Here is an 18720-nt window from a genome sequence, read left to right as displayed (position 1 = left end):
TAAAAAAAACAGGGCGTGTATTGCACACGCCCTGTTTTTTCGTAAACCCCCTCCCCAACAGTTTACTGGCGAATCAAACGCAACAACTCCGGCTGCTCTGCCGCATGACTGCTACGGAACGGGTTGATATCCAAACCACCGCGCCGGGTATAGCGAGCATAGACAGTCAGATGAGTTGGCTTACAAATCGCAGCTATATCGCTAAAGATCCGCTCTACGCAATGCTCGTGGAAATCCTGATGCTCGCGAAAGGAAACAATGTAGCGCAGCAAACTGTCATGCTCAATTTTCTTCCCAGTGTAACGCACCACAAGGCTTGCCCAGTCCGGTTGCCCGGTAACGGGGCAATTGGTTTTCAACAGGTGACTCACCAGGGTCTCACTAACTATAGCATCCGCTGTGGTGAGCAAATTGGGATCTGGGTGATAGTTATCAATACTGACCGATAAGTCATCGAGCAATACGCCATCCAGCGTCACTGTATTTAATAAATGTGCCGGCTGTGCGCGCCACTGGGACGACTGCGTGGATGACAATGGATACAACTGCACTCGCACCATTGCACGCGCCACAGCAGATAAATCCCGGGCAAGCAATTCCTCCACTTCCGCCGCACTGTGATAGTGGCTCTGATTGAGCGAGTTGAGGTACAGCTTGAATGATTTTGACTCAATCATAAATTCGCTGTCACAGGGAATAAAAAACTCTGCCACCGCCACAACAGGCTTCCCTTTCGGGTCAAGCCAGGAGAGCTCATACCCGGTCCAAATATCCACACCGGAAAAAGGCAAGGACGCCACTGTATTCAATAATTTGCGCGACTCAGCGCGAGCAATGGGGAACAACAACTGTGGCGAGTAAACTGACACATATTCAGTCTGCTGCCCAAGCGGATTAAAACCCATAGAACCACCCGGAAAATAAATCAGGCACGCAAACGCTTGCCCGTTTTTAATAAATGCAATGCCACTGCGAACAACACTACGACGCAGAGCGTTAAACCGGCAAATGCCATACCGACATGCACATCCGTAATACCCAACATACCGTAACGGAATGCATTCACCATGTGCAGAATCGGATTAAATACTGACACCTGCTGCCAGAATCCCGGCAACAAATTGATGGAGTAAAATACCCCACCGAAATAAGTGAGCGGCGTCAAAATAAAAGTGGGGACAATAGAGACATCATCAAACGTATTGGCATAAATGGCATTGATGAAGCCTGCCAATGAAAATAGCGTGGATGTCATCAACACAATAAACACCGTGATAAACCAGTGTTCCACTTGCAAACTGGTAAAACACAATGACATCAACGTGACAATCAAGCCCACGGCCATACCACGCGCGACACCACCCATTACAAAGCCCAGCAAAATGACATAGTTGGGCGTAGGGGACACCAGAATTTCTTCTACACTGCGCTGGAACTTTGCACTAAAAAACGAGGAGGACACATTGGCATAAGAGTTGGTAATTACCGCCATCATAATCAGGCCGGGAGCAACAAAATCAATGTAGCTAAAACCACTCATCTCGCCAATACGAGCCCCGATCAATTTACCAAAAATCACAAAATACAAAATCATGGTAATAGCTGGTGGCAACAGCGTTTGCACCCAGATACGGGTAAAACGTTTAACCTCTTTGCGCAGGATTGTCATAAAGGCAATCCACTGCTCATGAATAGTCATGCTTACCCCTCTTTTACTGCAGATGGTGCCGCGCTTTTATTCGCGTTAACCATGGAAACGAATAGCTCTTCCAGGCGATTAGCTTTATTGCGCATACTCACTATGCGAAATTGTTGCGCCGTTAATTGCTCAAACACCGCATTGAGCGATTGACCTTTTTCAACATCAACCTCAAACGAGTGCTCATCAATCTGCGCCACCCTATGCCCATCGATGACGGGTAATCCGGTTAAGGTTTCCTGCACATCAAACACAAAAACTTCTTTGTTGAGCTGCTGCAACAAACTTTTAACGCTGGTGTTTTTCACAATCACACCCTGGTCAATAATTGCCACATTGCGACAGAGACTCTCCGCCTCTTCCAGGTAGTGGGTGGTCAAAATAATCGTTGTGCCTGCTGCATTAATCTCGCGCAAGAAATCCCACATGGAGCGACGCAACTCTATATCAACACCTGCTGTCGGCTCATCAAGAATTAATAATTGCGGGCCATGCACCAATGCGCGAGCAATCATCAAACGGCGCTTCATGCCGCCCGACAACATGCGCGCTGGTGTATCGCGCTTGTCCCACAAACTCAACTGCTTGAGGTAGCGCTCGGTTTGTTGCAGTGCCTGGCTACGATTCATACCGTAGTACCCGGCTTGCTGCAGGACTATATCCTGCACTTTTTCAAACATGCTGAAATTAAATTCCTGGGGAACAACACCCAAATATTTTTTGGCCGCCGAAAAATCGGTATCGATATTCTTACCGAACACCTCGACAGTGCCTGCCGTTTTACGCACCAATGAGCTAATAATGCCAATCGTGGTTGACTTACCTGCACCATTGGGGCCCAGCACTGCAAAAAAATCACCAGGCATAACATCCAGTGAAATTCCCTTAAGCGCTTCAAACTTTTCGTTGTAAACTTTACGCAAATTTCTGATTGAGAGTGCCGGAGTCATAACCCCTCGCGGAAATAGTGGACGATCAAAAAATCAAAACTCAACTTGAGGCCAAGTATGTCGATTTCAAGCACTGAAGAAAACCAATATGATAAAGAGTATTACATATGTCATTTGGAGTTACTGAATGCGTTTATCGCACAAATCAAGCAACTTCCACCGTTTACACTCACCGATGCCAGCGAAGATGATCTGGCATTTTTAGTGGCGCTGGATGAGCTGGCCAGCAATACACAAGCTACAGACTGGTTGGATAAAGGGCAAACACTGATGTGCCGCGTCGTAGGCTCCTACCCTCACCTGATGCCATTACTGTACCGCGACCTGCTGTGGTTTTTTGGCGGTGATTGCCTGCATTACATGCCCGACGAAGAAATTCATTTTTTCCAACAACTGGACGAGCTACGTGAAACAGCAAAACAGGAACAACTACCGTTTAGCTATAAAGAAGCAAGGGCTACACGCATGGGACTGCACTGAAAGAGATCAATAGAAGAATTGCAAGGACGCACCTATTACACCGCTCACAATTCACGCTTGCGCCATGTAAACACATTCCAGCCAAACAATCAGGAAAATACGAAAGAGAATAATCTGATGATCAAAAATAGATATTTTTATAACGGAAGGGAGTAGCAAGATAATTATTCAAGACGCACATTTTTAAACTTTAGAATTTCTACGAGAGAAATTGGAGCGGGAAACGAGACTCGAACTCGCGACCCTAACCTTGGCAAGGTTATGCTCTACCAACTGAGCTATTCCCGCTAAATGTGGCGTCCCCTAGGGGACTCGAACCCCTGTTACCGCCGTGAAAGGGCGGTGTCCTAGGCCACTAGACGAAGGGGACATTTTAATCGTCATCAGGCGACAACAATAAAATACACTTCACTAACAGTTTAAAACTTATTACATAACTTCCCATTAAGGAAGTTGGAGCGGGAAACGAGACTCGAACTCGCGACCCTAACCTTGGCAAGGTTATGCTCTACCAACTGAGCTATTCCCGCTATGTGGCGTCCCCTAGGGGACTCGAACCCCTGTTACCGCCGTGAAAGGGCGGTGTCCTAGGCCACTAGACGAAGGGGACCCCGGACCATCCAACACTTTTGTTTTCTTTTTCAAGTTAACGTCTGCGTCAGAAGTGGGGCGCATTCTAGGGATGGATGCCGCAGGTGTCAACACTTTTAATTCTTTTTTTATCAGTGCGGAAACAAGCACTTAGCGCGCTCAGCCCGACTCATCAATTCAAATTCTGATGCCATTTTTATCGGTGCTATACTTGCTGCATAAATTAGCCCAGCAATTAATCAATAAGGTTCTTAAACCATCATGTCTGCCTATGTAATCGCCGGTATTTTCCTTTCCCTGATCTTATTGGCGGGCTATTTATTCCTTTCGCATTCCATTGAGAAAAAACGCGTGCAACGCCAACGGCTGATTACCGCCCTGCGTGCGCGGCGTAATTCCTTCCGCGACCTTGCCACAGGCTTCCCGAGCGGCTTTCTATCCAATGATCTGACCGGGCTTCTCTACCGCGCACTGATCGACTGCTGTGAGCAATTGTCTCGCCTGGAACCCAATGACCAAACACATACAGAAAACCTCAATCTCTACACCAATTTGCTGGCAGCACAAAAAGAGAATGCCCCACAAGTTAAGGTCAGGCTGGATAACCCCCAGCAGATCAAAGAAGCAAATCAACTGCTGCAGGAACTCAATAAGTTCGTTGCCCAACAAGCCGCATTACGTAATATCAATCAGGTACAAACCGAAGCCTATACCGATCAGATTACTCGCCTGATGCTGCAAATTACGGTAGATGGCCATGTGTTTAATGCGCGGCAGGCACAGCAAATTGGCAAGTTGCGCTTGGCAGTTCATCACTATGCCCTCGCCCGCAAGGCTCTGGCAGCGGATAACGGCAGCCATCTGTTTGATAAACAAATAGCCCAATTGGACGCAGTAATGGCCAAACTGCAAGAAAAAGTAGAGGTCAATAAAGAGGCAGCGGCCAGCGAAGGGGAAGCTGCTCCGGCAAAAGCACCCGCAACGGGCGATCAAACTACCAGCAAGGAATGGCGGCAATTTGATGAAGAAAACGACAAGTGGAAAAAGAAATCCATCTACGATTGATGCGATGCTCCGTATTACTAGCATTATCCCTTCCTGCACCATCCACTGATTGAGGCATCGCCGGTTCGCCGACTGTCATTTATATCGTCAATTTTGTAAAATGCGCGGCGTTTCCATCCCTCTCCCGCTGTTCCCGCCCAAGGTTGTTTTTTTGATGTTAGATGTAGCCCAAGGCGATACCCCGCCGGTAGTAACATCGCGCAGTGACATGATTCGTCCACTGATTGCGATGGGTGTTGGCAGTTTTGCCGTAGGCACCAGTGAATTTGTCATTATGGGTTTGCTGCCGGAAGTATCCGCAGACCTATCGATTAGCATTCCCCAAGCCGGTCACACCATCAGCGCTTATGCCTTGGGTGTAGTGATTGGTGCGCCCATATTGGCGCTGCTAGGTGCCAAAATTGCTCGCAACCTCATGCTTATTATACTGATGGGGCTATTCACCCTCGGCAACTTGGCCAGTGCCCTCTCCAGCGATTATCACTGGATGATGGCGATGCGTTTTTTAAGTGGCTTCCCGCACGGCACCTATTTCGGGATAGCAGCGCTGGTTGCCGCCTCATTGGTGCCAGTACACAAACGCGCCCAGGCTGTGGCCATGACTATGCTCGGCCTGTCGTTAGCCACCTTGCTCGGCGTGCCTTTAGCCGCTGCCTTGGGACAGTGGTTGGGATGGCAATTTGCCTTTGTATTTGTCGCCGGCATTGCGCTGTTATCGGCAGTGATGATTTATCTCTGGGTTCCCGCTATCCCTAAAGAAGCATCCGCCAGCCCTTGGGCAGAGCTGGCCGCGCTGGTTAATAAGCAGGTTTGGTTAACCCTGGGAATTGGCGCCATTGGGTTTGGCGGTATGTTTGCGGTATTCAGCTATATCAAGCCCAGCCTCATGGCATTAGCAGGCCTCACGGAGGCAGGCGTGCCCTTTGTGCTGGCACTGTTCGGCGCCGGGATGGTTGCAGGCAATATCTTTGGCTCCCGCATGGCCGACAAAAATTTAATGGGCGCTATTCGGGTAACCCTTATTTGGTCTGCGATTGTGCTCGGCGCATTTGTACTTACAGCCCATGTGCTCTGGATAGCCTGTATCAATGTGTTTTTAATTGGCACCGTCGTTGCCATCGGCCCTGCCCTGCAAATCCGCTTGATGGATGTGGCCGGCAAGGCACAAACCCTAGCGGCAGCGCTCAATCACTCTGCATTTAATTTTGCCAATGCGATTGGCGCCCTACTGGGCGGCTTTGCCATTGATTTGGGGCTTGGCTGGTCATCCACTGGTTGGGTTGGTGTAGTGCTTTCCATCGCAGGTCTGGGCATTTACAAGCTCGCCAAAAAAGACGCGATCAAAAATGGTTAGGCGGCCACGGCACACAATATTGGTTTGGTTGCATCATTTGACTTGATATAACCCATCGAGCGTCTAAGGTCAGACAATAGTTATCGCTACCATTCGAGGCACACCATGAAAGCAGTCAGAATCCATGCCTACGGCGGACAAGAGGTATTAACGCTGGAGGAGGCTCCCCTGCCCACACTTGGCGATCGCGACATATTAGTGCGCGTTATTGCCAGCTCGATAAACCCCGTGGATTGGAAGATTCGCGCCGGTTACCTCAAAGAGATGCTGCACTACCAATTGCCAATCATTCTGGGTTGGGATGTATCCGGCATTGTTGAGGCCACAGGCAAAGACGTGAGCCGATTTAACATTGGCGATGCGGTTTATTCCCGTCCTAATATTCTGCGCGATGGCAGCTACGCCGAATACATTGCGATTGATGAAAGTGAAGCTGCATTCAAACCCAAAACTATCTCCCATGCCTGCGCCGCATCATTGCCACTGGCAGGCATTACCGCTTGGGATGTGTTAGTCAAAGCAGCTGCTATCAAAGCAGGGGATCGCGTGTTAATCCACGCAGGTTCCGGTGGTGTTGGCTCGCTGGCAGTGCAATTGGCAAAAGCCTTCGGTGCCTATGTTGTCGCCACCACCTCAAGCAAAAATATTCCGCTGGTGAAATCACTGGGCGCCGATCAGGTCATCGACTATCGCACTCAAGCGTTCGAGCACATAGTGCATGAAATGGACATAGTGTTTGACACTATTGGTGGCGAAGTACAGGAAAAATCCTGGGCGGTACTCAAACAGGGCGGTATTTTGGTATCGGTTGTCAGCCCACCATCAGCGACAAAAGCCGCTGAACATGCTGTGCGCTCCGCCTTTGTTTTTATCGAACCTGATGCCGCCGTTTTAAAAGAATTGGCACTGCTGGTTGATGCAGGAAAAATGCGCCCGATTATCGCCGCTGAATTTGCACTGGAAGATATAGCCAAAGCCCATGCCCTGAGTGAATCAGGCCGTGCAGACGGAAAAATTATTGTGCATGTTGGCAAGCCATAAAAAAACCGCAAGGCACTATCGCCTTGCGGTTTTTACATCGCACGCTCATGTGCGAATCACACAATATCCTCATTAAAAGATTCAATAACTTAGCAGTCCATTGCTGATGCCACTCCGTATTTAATCATCTGCTTTTACAATCGCTTGAATTAACACAGGTTCAAGTTGCGCACCAGTGTTCCGATTAAACAATGCAAAACCGCCATCACCGGAATAACCGTTGTCCCAATAAATGGGCACCAAACCACGATCATAAGCAGACTTGGTGATGTACTCGTTCCAATAGTTGCGATAAGTAGCGTGGCCCGACACATTCAACCGTGACACCACACCGTACTCACCCAAAATCACACCAACCCCTTGATCCACAAAATGGGTTTTCATTTTTTGGAATTGTGCATTGGTATAGGCTTCGTTTGCCCAGGTTTCGGTGGCATTCGGGTTAGTGGCGATGGAACCCCATTGGGTGATGTTGCTGTTGGTATTCAAGGTGAAGTTGTAAGGATCGTAATAATGCACTTCCATCATTAAACGATCACTGACTGTATCCACCGGAATCGCCGCAAAATTGACCGTGTGATCGATATTGGTATTAAACCCCTGCACCACTAAATGACGGGTTGCATTTTTGCCGCCGGTTGCACGCACTGTATCCACAAATGTTTGGTTAAAACTATTTTGTACTGTGTAGTACTCAACCGTTGGGGTGCCGTAATCGCCATCGACCATCACTTCATTGGTGCCCGCAAACAACAAACGGTCATCATAATTTTTAAAGCGGTTGGCAATTTGCGTCCACATAATAGTAAGGCGATTATTCACGTAGTTTTGTTGCGCATAGGTAGGTTGCATCCAACCGCCATCCCAGTGAATATTCATCACCACATACATATCTGCATTGAGTGCGTAATTCACCACCTGCTCTACCCGATCCATCCACGCCGTTTGAATCACAAAATTTTGCGCGTCAGAAAATTTACTCCAGGCCACTGGTAAACGAATCGTTTTGAATCCAGCCGCTTTCACAGAGTTAATCAGTTGCTGGGTAATTAATGGATTGCCCCAATTGGTTTCACCGCCAACGGCATCCAGTGAATTTCCGACGTTCCATCCAATCCCCATTGAGCGCGTCAGCTCCACACTGGTTACACCGGAACTCACTGAGCTGCTGGAACTACTGGAGCGACTGGATGAACTTCTCACACAGATGGGTGGGCCAATCAAGGCACAATAGGCATCACTCCAGGTAGATGGTGGGCAGTCCGGCCAACTATTGCCCTGCGGACAACTCAGCGATGAACTACTGAACGATGAACTGCTTCTGGAGCTGGACGATGGACTAGTCACACTCACACTGCTGGATGATCGCGATGACGAACTCAGGCTTGATGGGCGACTGGAAGAACTCACACTGGACGGAGTGGATGAACCACAAATCGCCCCGGTCACCACGGGTGTTTCTATGGCACCATTGGCATTCACTTGCATCCCGAACGTGATGGTTTGCCCTGGCTGCAAACTACTATTCCAACTCAGGTTGGACGCGCTGTAAGGGTTGGAGCCACTCAGGTTGGCATTCCAACTATTGGTGATGCGGTTGTTGATATAACTCCAATTCACACTCCACCCATTCAACACCGTGGAGCCGGTATTAGTGATTTCGATATTCGCGGTAGCACCGCTGCCCCAGCTATTGGTTACCACATACCGGCAACTGGCGCTCTGTGCTTGGGATGCCATAAGCCCCATCCCCAAGAGCGCGGCAACGCCCCATAATTTCAATCGTGAAAGTTTCATCAAGTTATGCTCCTGTTTGTTATCCGTTATTGACCCGGCACAGGGCAGACTCGCCACTGGCCGGGAGGATCTGCCTTGAACTACCTACTGCGACCGAACAGATCACAAAATAGTCAGCAGCACCATATGCTAGTCACTAAACAACAGGATGAAACTTGGATCAGCTCCTGCCATGAGGTTTTGGATGACAAAAAATGCATTATGGGATGCAACTCACAAACAAAATTTATTTTACCTATGAAAAACACTAATGACGAAGCCATAGCCATGACTCTACACTCATGGCGAACCAACAAAATGGCGTAAAACTCCTTTATCCTGCGCACAGATAGCCAGAATCGCCGGATAGGCTCCACACACCTGAGTAGCTCTTATGACCCAAGCCGCACACACCGCCCCACCCAAAACCAAACAGAAAAAAGACGCGCGCGATATTCGCGCCGACGCACAGAAAATTGCCAACAGCATAAAAATTGAAGGCCAAACACCGGTTGAAACCAAAGCCATTGCCAATGGTATTCAACGCGGCATGGAAATGTTTTTGCGTCAGCAAAGTGAAAAAACACGGGAGCTGGATAAACGGGTAAAAAAAGTAAAGCAATTATCCAATCAATTAACACAACAAAAATCGGATGAGGTAAAAGAAGAAAGTGCAACAACACAAACCAATCCCCGCTTGCCATGGGTGTTATTGGCACTGTCCTGGGGATTGTTTTTGGTGGTGGGTATTATTGGATTTGTAGTGAATAGTCCATCGTAAAAATGGCTGAGTGCAGCTTATGCGTTAATAGGCCAGCCCAGCCATTCGCAAACACCACGTCCCATGACCCATTCCAGATCACGCCCGTCGAGCCAATTCATTGCTTCAGTGAATTGGCAAACGGCGCGGCGATAATCAATATCCAGCCGGGTGAAATCACTGCCCCAAAACGTGCGCTGCGGCCCAAAAGCATCGAACAAGCGCTTTAGATGGTCATGGGTATCTTTAAATGGAAAAGACTCTTGCGACCAACTGGGCACAGCACTGGCCTTTATGGCGAAATTGTCATAATGCGCCAAGGCAGAAAATTGTTTGACTTGCGTAGCGACCTGATCTTTATCAGCACCCTGAATATTCACATGATCCAATGAGAGTTTTAATTCCGGGAATGTTTTTAACAGGTGTTCGATGATGAGTGCCGCATTTTTTAAACCGGGCATCATCAGGGTAACAGGCACCTTGTTGCTTGCAGCGATTTGCCAAAACCAATCAAATGCACCATCACACAATAATTGTTGGTAGCGCGGGCTGTGAAAAATACAGCGTACTCCCACTATTCCCTGCTGCTGTCGCCACAGATTGAACTGCGCTTCAGGCATAGGTTCTTCTAAAAAAATACGCCCCATGACCGCAAAACGCTCAGGATAGGATTGCACTGCATCCAGAGCCAAATCGTTGTAATGTCCTTCCCACGATGGTGGAATTAAAATAGCGCGACCTACACCGGCGATATCCATCGCTGCCACCAGCATCTGCTTGCTCATGCCATGCTCACTAATCCCCGGATAAGCCTTGTGTGGTTTTGCCGTTTGAGGATTAGGCCAAGGGCGATCGGCGCAATGAGGCGCCCAAATATGTACATGAGAATCTACAATCATTGCTATTTATCTCTGTCGTTTCCGCGCTAATAAAGAGATGAATTCATGAGCAGACGGCTTCACTAATAGGCTTCTTCATTCTCAATCAAAACCGACTCGTCCACCTGATCGCGCTTGAACAAATACACGATACAAATATCCACTTCATTAGCCGCCCCCAGAATCACAGACACACGCTGATGCAATGCGTCAGGCACTATATCCAAAATGCGCTGGATTTTATTGGTGGCTTCACTGCATGCTTTTCCACCGGCATTTTCAACCAACATGGCCATAGGGTTGGCTTCATAAAGCAGGCGCAATTTAGCAGGTTGGCGCGGGTGACGGCTATCATTCGGGTACATAAAAATACCACCGCGAGTTAACACCCGGTGCACATCACCCACCATAGCGGCATTCCACCGCATCGTAAAGCGCTTGCCGCGCACACCGGTTTCACCGGCCAATAAATCTGCAATATAGCGTTTGAAGTTATCACTCCAAAAACGCTGGTTTGCCATATTGATGGAAAATTCTTCAGTGTTTTGTGGCACCTGCAATTTTGCATTTGTTAATACGAATTCATTGTGATGGGAGTCAAGCGTAAAGCAGCGTGTCGGGCCACCATTGGTTAACACCAGCGCTGTTGATGGACCATAAAGCACATAACCTGCGCACAGCTGATTTTTCCCCTGCTGAAAAAATTGCGAGGGGCTATCTGCTGCAACATTATCCAATGCAGGATAGACAGTGAAAATAGTACCCACCTGGCCATTCACATCTATATTCGATGAGCCATCCAACGGATCAAATGCAACGACATATCGCCCTGAATTGTGCAAGGCAATCACATGCTCATCCTCTTCGGAAGCCAGTGCACGCACATGAATATTTTTCTTTAAGGCAGCTTTCAATAAATCGTTGGCGATCACATCCAATTTTTTTTGCGTTTCACCCTGTACATTTTGAACCTGCACCGCCCCCAAAACGCCGGCCAAGGCCGCCTGACGAACGGCCAGAGCGATCTCTTTGGTCACATCCAGCAGGTTGGTAATAACACTCTGCAGCTCCACAGCAACAGCATCCTGGTTGAAGCAGTTTTGCAAATCACGCATGGGCATATACCTTGTGAAATATTGATTCATGGGATTACTCATAACCGTTTAGCTGTAGCGATTAACACAGTTCAAATCGCGGAAAGATTGCTGCAACCGCGACACCATGCTCTCTTCAAGGCTACGCAACCACACCCGTGGATCGTAATATTTTTTATTGGGGGCATCGGCGCCACCAGGGTTGCCAATTTGGCTTTGTAAGTAATCCTGATTCGTCTTGTAGTAATCCATCACCCCCTGCCATGCTGCCCATTGGGTATCGGTATCAATATTCATCTTAACGACACCGTAAGTAATGGACTCGGTGATTTCTGCAGGGTCAGAACCGGAACCACCATGAAAAACAAAATCCAAACTGTTGTGTGGCAAATTACATTTTTCACTCACATAGGCTTGTGAGTTTTTAAGGATTTCCGGCCTTAGCTTTACATTGCCGGGTTTATAAACACCATGCACATTGCCGAAGGACGCGGCGATGGTGAACCGCGGGCTAATTGCACTCAAGCGCTCATAGGCATAGGCTACATCCTCGGGTTGGGTATAGAGCGCGGAGCTGTCTATGGCGGAGTTATCTACGCCATCTTCTTCACCACCAGTGCACCCGAGTTCAATTTCCAGCGTCATACCCAATTTGTGCATACGGGTTAAATAGCCCGCGCAAATATCGATATTGTGTTCCAGCGACTCATCCGACAAATCCAGCATATGGGAACTGAATAACGGTTTTCCGGTTTCAGTAAAAAATTGTTCACCGGCGTCAAGCAAACCGTCGATCCACGGCAGTAATTTTTTCGCGGCATGATCCGTATGCAAAATAACAGGCACGCCATAGGCTTCTGCAACGCAATGCACATATTTTGCAGCGGCCACCGCACCCAATACCGAATTTTGCAGCCCTGGCAATGACAACCCCTTACCTGAAAAAAAGGCGGAACCACCTTGGGATAACTGCACTATCACCGGGGAATTAATTTTTTGGGCCGCCTCCAATGTGGCATTAATAGAGTTTGTGCCCACCACATTCACAGCGGGATAAGCAAATCCCTGTTGTTTTGCCATGCGAAATAACATTTGTACCTGATCACCGGTTGCGACACCGGCGGGGACTACACTTACAAGATTATTCATGATCTTTATCTGCTCCGATTAGTGTGAGACCGCAGCTTGTTTCTCTGTTACAACGGCATGTTGTTTCAGCATTGCCTGCTCAGATGCCAATTGGCAAATTGCTAAAAAATGGCCGGGATCAAGGCTGGCACCACCTACCAACAAGCCATCGATATCCGCTTGTGCCAACAATTCCCTTGCATTGGTTTTATTGACACTGCCGCCATATAACAATCGGATTCGCCCAGCAGTTTCTTTACCCAATAACACAGCCAATTCGCGACGAATAAACTGATGTATCTTCTGTGCCATAGCAGGTGTTGCGGAAAGCCCTGTGCCAATTGCCCACACAGGTTCGTAGGCGATACATAACTCTTTCCCTTCCAGATTAATATTGTGCAAACCTTCACTGAGCTGGCGAAAAATAACCGCTTTAGTAATATTTGCATCGCGCTCTTCCAGGTTTTCACCAATACATAACACGGGCAATAAGCCATGATTAAGCGCGGCATACTTTAATTTGGCAGCTGAGATTACTTTCGCCAAACATAGCGCGCCGCTCTGAATGACCAATCAAACACAATTTGCAACCTGCCTGCTTTAGCATTTGTGCAGATGTCTCTCCGGTATAAGCACCCGATTCAAATTTGCTGACATTCTGGCTGCCAATACTAATTTCTGAATGCTGCAGGAATGTCAGCATGTCACGCATATAAATATAGGGAGGACAAATTGCGATTTGTGCATCAAAATGCTTACCGATAAATGATGCGACTGATGTACAAATCAGATCTATACCGCCATTGAGCTTCCAATTAGCAATGACGATGGGTTTTGGTTTTTGCAGTTGAGCATTCATCTGTTTCTTCCTGGTATTAACCGAATACTTATTTGGTTCCATATAACAGGCAATAGTTATCCGCAGCAGTGCAATGCACGACTGGACTCATCTATTACCTGAATTTTTTTGCGAATAGCGCTGGCGATTTTTTTAACGAGACATAGCCACTAAAAAATCAGCGGCTCACTTGGCCATGCTCTCCCAGAAATGGTTAAAAATCTCTGCGGGAATAATGGCTCCCGGATGCTGGATTACCAAACCTGCCGTAGCTGCTGCCCATTCAATAGCTGTGACCACGGGCATTCCCGACAGTCGTGCGCCAAGAAAAACACCATTGAACGAATCGCCAGCAGAAGTGGTATCCACCACATTGACTGCCGGTGTCACCGGATAGGTCTCCATCAAGTCACCAGCGATATAGCAGATCTCTGCCGGGCCATTTTTTAATACCACTTCTGTAATGTGGAATGGGTTTAATAAAGTGCGGATTTGTGCGGCATCTTTCACGCCATAGAGTTGGATAAAATCATCTACTCCTGGCAATAACAAATCGCACAATCCAAACGCCTGTTCAAAATGTTGTTTAGCCACATCAGCATCCGGCCACAAGCGCGCGCGATAATTAGGATCAAAGGCAATTTTTACACCCGCGTGTTTTAAATCTGCCAGCAGTGCCCACAATAAGGGGCGATCCTGAGGCTCTATAACGGCGAGCGAAATACCCGAAAAGAAAAACCAATCAGCATGGGTTAAGCGCTCGCGCACCGCCTCATCCATTAATGACATCAACTGCCGTGCGGCAGAGTTATCGCGCCAGTAAGTAAATGTACGCTCTCCCTGAGCATCGGTATTAATCCAATAAAGCCCGGGAATACGCTCTGGCGAACGCAGAACGGACGAACAATCTAACCGCTCTTGCTCGCAATGCGCTAGCATGGCATCACTCAGCTTGTCATTACCCACTGCTGTTAACAGGCATGCATCTATATGAGGAAATGCACGCTTTAAATACACCGCCGTATTATAAAAATCACCTGCGAAGGACTGGCGCAAATGACCAGGAGCCACTTCTTGCAACTCCGCCATACATTCGCCCATTAAAAATATCTGGCTCATAACAACTCTTTCGTCACACATGAATTCGCAGGTTATTTACTCTGGGGTTTTGCCACAGGCTCAATGCGCCCAGCCAAAAATATAGAGGCCAACACCAGGGGTACTAATACCGCACCCAACACAAAAAACGGGCCGTAATTACCACCCGCCGTCAACATAGGCACCAACTGAATACTGATAATCACACTCAGTACTGCCGAGGTTCCACTCATACCCGCCAATGAACCTACACTTTTACCCGAGAAAAAATCACTGGGCATGGTTTGAATATTACTAATCGCCGCCTGAAAGCCGAACAAAATAACGGCAATCAATAACACCGCCAGCAATGGAGTATTCGCCATGGAGGTTAAAATCAGTGCAGGCAACATAATCACACAACTCAAAGTGATCACTGTTTTACGCGCTTTATTGACTGACCAACTGCGTTTTATTAATTGCCCGGCCAGCCACCCGCCAAACAAGGCGCCAATAGCAGCACCGACATAAGGCACCCATGCAAAAATACCGATTTGCTTTACATCAAAACCAAATTTCTCATTCAGGTACAACGGCAACCAAGCCACAAACAACCACCAAATCGGGTCGATAAAAAAACGCGCCGCAATCACACCCCAGCTTTGGCGATGTTTTAATAAATCCAACCACCCCGGAACATATTCCTGCTCTGCCGATTCAGCTACCCGCTGCCCCGATAAAATATATTCGCGCTCTTCCGGCGTGATCCAGGGGTGAGAATCTGGTGAAGATTTATACACAATTAACCAGGGAATAACCCATAAGAAACCAAGCCCGCCAATGACCAGGAAGGTTGCCTTCCAACCGAGAAAAGCATACATGAACGCAATTAAGGGCGGTGCAATAATGGAGCCCATGGAAGCTCCCGCACCAAATATCCCTTGCGCCAAAGCGCGCTCACGTACGGGAAACCACTCGGCATTGGCCTTGGTTGCACCTGGCCAGTTACCCGCTTCCCCAAGCCCAGGAAAAAGCGAAATACACTGAAGCTCATCACCGAACTGGCAACCGCATGCAGCGCAATAGAAATAGACCAAACAACAATCGATAACAGAAAACCAATGCGCGTTCCCAAGGCATCAAAGATTTTGCCAAACAAGGATTGACCAATCGCATAAGAAATCATAAAGACGGTAATGATGTTGGCGTAATCCTGCTTACCAAGACCTAACTCCTCGGCAATACCCGGCCACATCACAGAGAGCGCTGTACGGTCGATATAATTTATGACGGTGGCAATACCTACCAAGGTAATAACCAGCCAGCGCAGACCTTTTACAGTTTTATGACTCATACCTTAGCCTCTAAAAAATCTTCACGACAGGGACTAAACGTATCAATCAAAATACCTTCTTCAATACACACTGCACCGTGCTCAACATAAGGTGCGACAAAAAAGCTGTCGCCCTCTTTCATACGCTTAATAACACCACCAAGGTTTACATCAAAAACGCCCTTGGCAATGTAGGCAACCTGCGAGTGAACATGACTGTGCACATAGCCTTCTGTACCCGCGGCAAACCATACTTTCACCACCATAAGCTCCTGGTTATAACCCAGAACCTGGCGAACCATGCCACCACCTAAATCGACTTTCGGTGTTTCATCACTGAATATAAAGTCTTTACTCGTCGTCATAAAAATACCTCGTGTAGTGGCACTTAATGGTTTGTATTTTTTAGTTGTCTGTCAGGTCTATCAGGTGGAAACGTCCACGAAATGAATATTGCTTTCCACCAATCTTCACCTTGTTGAGTTTTTTCTCATCAAATGCCTTTGCATTGTTTAATAACAAAAGTAGTTTAGGCCCATTGATAAATTCAAGGCTCACCTGATCTATATCGCCCACTTGCTGGTGAGTAATATTTTTTACCTGGCTATTGGCAGTAAAGGTTAATTCGCTCACCGGGTTATATTCACCGTGAGGTTCAAGCACACTCACAAATGCGGCCTGCTTTGCACTGGGAATCCGTAATATAAATGCATTTTCAGTGCGTAAATTGAATAGCGGGTCATTGGCACCTATTTGAGTGAACAGTATTTTCATATCCGCACGGCTAATTGTGCTCAGCGAATAAAAACGACCATTATCATGTAACCAGGTAATTTGACTCACAGGCATAGCTGCTTTGGCGGTTGCCTTCAACCATAAATGTTCATAGCCATTTTTTTTGCCCAAAGGAGCCAAGCGTTGCGTTGCCGTATCCAGCGCCACATTGGTATCCATCAAATGCCCTTTATAGTGCAATGGCAAATCCAGTTGATGTACGTTGTTTGAGTGCACCGTCAAGACATCCAATACCACCGGGTGGGCTAATTGCTTGTGATGGATCTGGGCCATGGTGCGCACAAACTCGACATCCGAATAGGCATTGTCCACACGCGCTGCCGAAATTTTTAGCCCGTCCTTATTTGCGAAATAAAGCAGGTCTGGATGGTTTTCATTTCCAATACTGGTGTCGCCATTAAAATGACTAGTCTCATCAACTACCAGGGTGTTATGTGCAATGGTTTGACTGGCATAGGTGTCATTTTCCGGTAAATAGCGGCCGCCAAATTTTGCTTCCACATTTAGAAAACGCGCCGAACCATAATCAGAAATAATTTCCGCGCCTTTGTCATAAAAGAGCCAATTCAATTTATCAAAATGGCCATGTCCCATACCTTGGGCGGTAGCTTTGAATACCAGTGCTTGATCTTTCTCGCGCATAACAACAAGGCCACCTTCATCACCCTTGGCGCCATCCTGAAACACCATGGAGGTAAACGGGTAAGGCTGCTCCAAATGCTGATCCAATGCCTGTGCAATACGCAGGCCGTCACCAGTCAGAATCACCTTATCCTGCTGTTTGGCAATTGATAGTAAACCGGTATCCTTTGTTACCGAGTAAGCAATGGCAACACCATTTACCAGCTCAATGGTATTCAGGCCTTTGTCCTTGATCGCATCATTGATCGGCAAAAATAAATTGTTATAGCTCAGTTGGATGGTGGTGTTAACGGCTTTTAAAACAATGCCATCACGATAGGAAAATATATTGCGTTGCGGTTCATTTACCGCTATTGCTTTTGCGAAGGTGACAAATGGCAGCAAGGCATAACGCTGGTAATAAGGGCCCTCATTGTAGTAACCCTGGGGTGAAAATAATTCATCCAACTGGCGAAGAAAACCACCTTTACCGGATTTATCAGAACCATAGAGTGCCTGTTCCACCCACTGCGGTTCATTGAGTACATAGCCTGTCATACCTACTGCACAAGTAGCCCAGGTCGCATGATTGTGAATGGTATTAAATGTATGGGGCGATCCTTCAGATAAAAATAATGCCACCGGGCGCAGTATGCCCGTTTCAATGGTTTTACGTTCACTGGTCGTTAATGCTGGCAATATTGCGTCGTAAGCCTGGATAACATAAACCAGCCACACAGATTCATTCAGGTTCTGCCAAAACAACTTTCCTGCCGAAATCACTGAATCAGTTTTACGTTGCGGGTGCAAGGGTAACCCGGGGTACATATCGGCATAGAGGAATAACATATCGCGCACATAGTTTGCGTATTTTGCCTCCCCCGTTAATTGATAAATTATTGCTGCATCGTACATGCTCTGCGCATTATTCTTATGTACCTCATGGGTAAAACCACCACCGGAATCACGCGGCACAGGTACTTGTTTGGGCAGTGCCAGCTTACTATCAAGCTGTGATTTTTTATCCTGAAATTCTTTTTTAAAGCGACCATCGCGTGCAATTTCAGAACGCATGTCAACTACGTCCTGAGCAGTAATGACCAGCGAGGGATGTTGTTTTACTGCTTGCTGTTCAGCCGCTACAGCAGTGCCGAAACTATTGCAGATAAAAATCACTATTACACTTATTGCAGAAAGCAGGCTTTTATTCATCGTTATCATTGCTTTATTCATAGGAAAA

Annotated in this window: 15 protein-coding genes, 4 tRNA genes and 2 pseudogenes; 5 read left to right on the top strand and 16 right to left on the bottom strand. The window is 47.4% G+C overall.

The window, feature by feature from the left end:
* Positions 1–62: 62 nt before the first annotated feature.
* From queF to B0D95_RS02210, 3 genes are read right to left on the bottom strand one after another with little or no spacing between them, the layout of a single operon-like run.
* On the bottom strand, positions 63–905 hold the full coding sequence (queF, locus tag B0D95_RS02220) for an NADPH-dependent 7-cyano-7-deazaguanine reductase QueF (RefSeq protein ID WP_078042373.1): 843 nt from the start codon (positions 903–905) through the stop codon (positions 63–65).
* Positions 906–925: 20 nt separating this feature from the next.
* The gene (locus B0D95_RS02215) at positions 926–1699 is read right to left on the bottom strand and encodes an ABC transporter permease (RefSeq protein WP_078042372.1); all 774 of its coding nucleotides are present in this window, start codon (positions 1697–1699) and stop codon (positions 926–928) included.
* A 2-nt stretch (positions 1700–1701) separates the two neighbouring features.
* Positions 1702–2649, bottom strand: coding sequence for an ABC transporter ATP-binding protein (locus tag B0D95_RS02210; protein WP_078042371.1), 948 nt, complete (start codon positions 2647–2649; stop codon positions 1702–1704).
* A gap of 57 nt (positions 2650–2706) precedes the next feature.
* Between B0D95_RS02210 and B0D95_RS02205 the strand changes: the two genes are divergently transcribed.
* Positions 2707–3129: a PA2817 family protein gene (locus B0D95_RS02205; protein WP_246841702.1), complete on the top strand. Its 423-nt coding sequence runs from the start codon at positions 2707–2709 to the stop codon at positions 3127–3129.
* 212 nt (positions 3130–3341) lie between these two features.
* Here the strand turns inward: B0D95_RS02205 and B0D95_RS02200 are convergent.
* The 4 genes from B0D95_RS02200 to B0D95_RS02185 form a co-directional block, all read right to left on the bottom strand.
* Positions 3342–3417, bottom strand: a tRNA-Gly gene (locus B0D95_RS02200).
* Positions 3418–3423: 6 nt separating this feature from the next.
* Positions 3424–3499 (bottom strand) — tRNA-Glu (locus tag B0D95_RS02195).
* 84 nt (positions 3500–3583) lie between these two features.
* Positions 3584–3659: transfer RNA gene (locus B0D95_RS02190), tRNA-Gly, on the bottom strand.
* Positions 3660–3663: 4 nt separating this feature from the next.
* A tRNA-Glu gene (locus B0D95_RS02185) sits at positions 3664–3739 on the bottom strand.
* A 242-nt stretch (positions 3740–3981) separates the two neighbouring features.
* On the opposite strand from B0D95_RS02185, the gene B0D95_RS02180 reads away from it, so the two are divergent.
* The 3 genes from B0D95_RS02180 (at position 3982) to B0D95_RS02170 (ending at position 7180) form a co-directional block, all read left to right on the top strand.
* Positions 3982–4785: a hypothetical protein gene (locus tag B0D95_RS02180; RefSeq protein WP_078042370.1), complete on the top strand. Its 804-nt coding sequence runs from the start codon at positions 3982–3984 to the stop codon at positions 4783–4785.
* A gap of 154 nt (positions 4786–4939) precedes the next feature.
* Positions 4940–6139, top strand: a complete 1200-nt coding sequence (locus B0D95_RS02175) for an MFS transporter (RefSeq protein WP_078042369.1) — start codon at positions 4940–4942, stop codon at positions 6137–6139.
* Positions 6140–6244: 105 nt separating this feature from the next.
* Positions 6245–7180 carry an NADP-dependent oxidoreductase gene (locus B0D95_RS02170; protein ID WP_078042368.1) on the top strand — a complete coding sequence of 312 codons (936 nt, stop codon included), beginning with the start codon at positions 6245–6247 and terminating at the stop codon, positions 7178–7180.
* Between the two features lie 120 nt (positions 7181–7300).
* Here B0D95_RS02170 and B0D95_RS02165 read toward each other — a convergent pair whose 3' ends face one another.
* Positions 7301–8977, bottom strand: coding sequence for a cellulase family glycosylhydrolase (locus tag B0D95_RS02165; protein ID WP_078042367.1), 1677 nt, complete (start codon positions 8975–8977; stop codon positions 7301–7303).
* Between the two features lie 373 nt (positions 8978–9350).
* Here B0D95_RS02165 and B0D95_RS02160 point away from each other — a divergent pair, with 373 nt between their 5' ends.
* Complete coding sequence (locus tag B0D95_RS02160) at positions 9351–9737, top strand: DUF2956 domain-containing protein (RefSeq protein WP_078042366.1); 387 nt, start codon at positions 9351–9353, stop codon at positions 9735–9737.
* A gap of 17 nt (positions 9738–9754) precedes the next feature.
* Here the strand turns inward: B0D95_RS02160 and B0D95_RS02155 are convergent, their stop codons facing one another.
* The 8 genes and pseudogenes from B0D95_RS02155 to B0D95_RS02120 form a co-directional block, all read right to left on the bottom strand.
* Complete coding sequence (locus tag B0D95_RS02155) at positions 9755–10615, bottom strand: amidohydrolase (protein WP_078042365.1); 861 nt, start codon at positions 10613–10615, stop codon at positions 9755–9757.
* Between the two features lie 62 nt (positions 10616–10677).
* Positions 10678–11709 (bottom strand): class 1 fructose-bisphosphatase, encoded by a 1032-nt coding sequence (locus tag B0D95_RS02150; RefSeq protein ID WP_078042364.1) that lies wholly within the window; start codon positions 11707–11709, stop codon positions 10678–10680.
* Between the two features lie 48 nt (positions 11710–11757).
* Positions 11758–12837 carry a class II fructose-bisphosphate aldolase gene (gene fbaA / locus B0D95_RS02145; RefSeq protein ID WP_078042363.1) on the bottom strand — a complete coding sequence of 360 codons (1080 nt, stop codon included), beginning with the start codon at positions 12835–12837 and terminating at the stop codon, positions 11758–11760.
* 18 nt (positions 12838–12855) lie between these two features.
* A pseudogene (tpiA, locus tag B0D95_RS02140) lies at positions 12856–13675 on the bottom strand (triose-phosphate isomerase).
* Positions 13676–13840: 165 nt separating this feature from the next.
* A complete protein-coding gene (locus B0D95_RS02135; RefSeq protein WP_078042362.1) occupies positions 13841–14773 on the bottom strand; it encodes a sugar kinase in 933 nt (310 codons plus the stop codon).
* Positions 14774–14805: 32 nt separating this feature from the next.
* A pseudogene (locus B0D95_RS02130) lies at positions 14806–15986 on the bottom strand (MFS transporter).
* A 95-nt stretch (positions 15987–16081) separates the two neighbouring features.
* On the bottom strand, positions 16082–16429 hold the full coding sequence (locus B0D95_RS02125) for a cupin domain-containing protein (protein WP_078042361.1): 348 nt from the start codon (positions 16427–16429) through the stop codon (positions 16082–16084).
* A 40-nt stretch (positions 16430–16469) separates the two neighbouring features.
* A complete protein-coding gene (locus B0D95_RS02120) occupies positions 16470–18713 on the bottom strand; it encodes a heparinase II/III family protein (RefSeq protein ID WP_210403670.1) in 2244 nt (747 codons plus the stop codon).
* Positions 18714–18720 lie beyond the last annotated feature (7 nt).

This window comes from Cellvibrio sp. PSBB023 (genome assembly GCF_002007605.1).
Taxonomy (GTDB): Bacteria; Pseudomonadota; Gammaproteobacteria; order Pseudomonadales; family Cellvibrionaceae; genus Cellvibrio.
The sequence above is the reverse complement of the archived record's forward strand: the minus strand, read 5'-3'. Positions and strand labels throughout refer to the sequence as shown.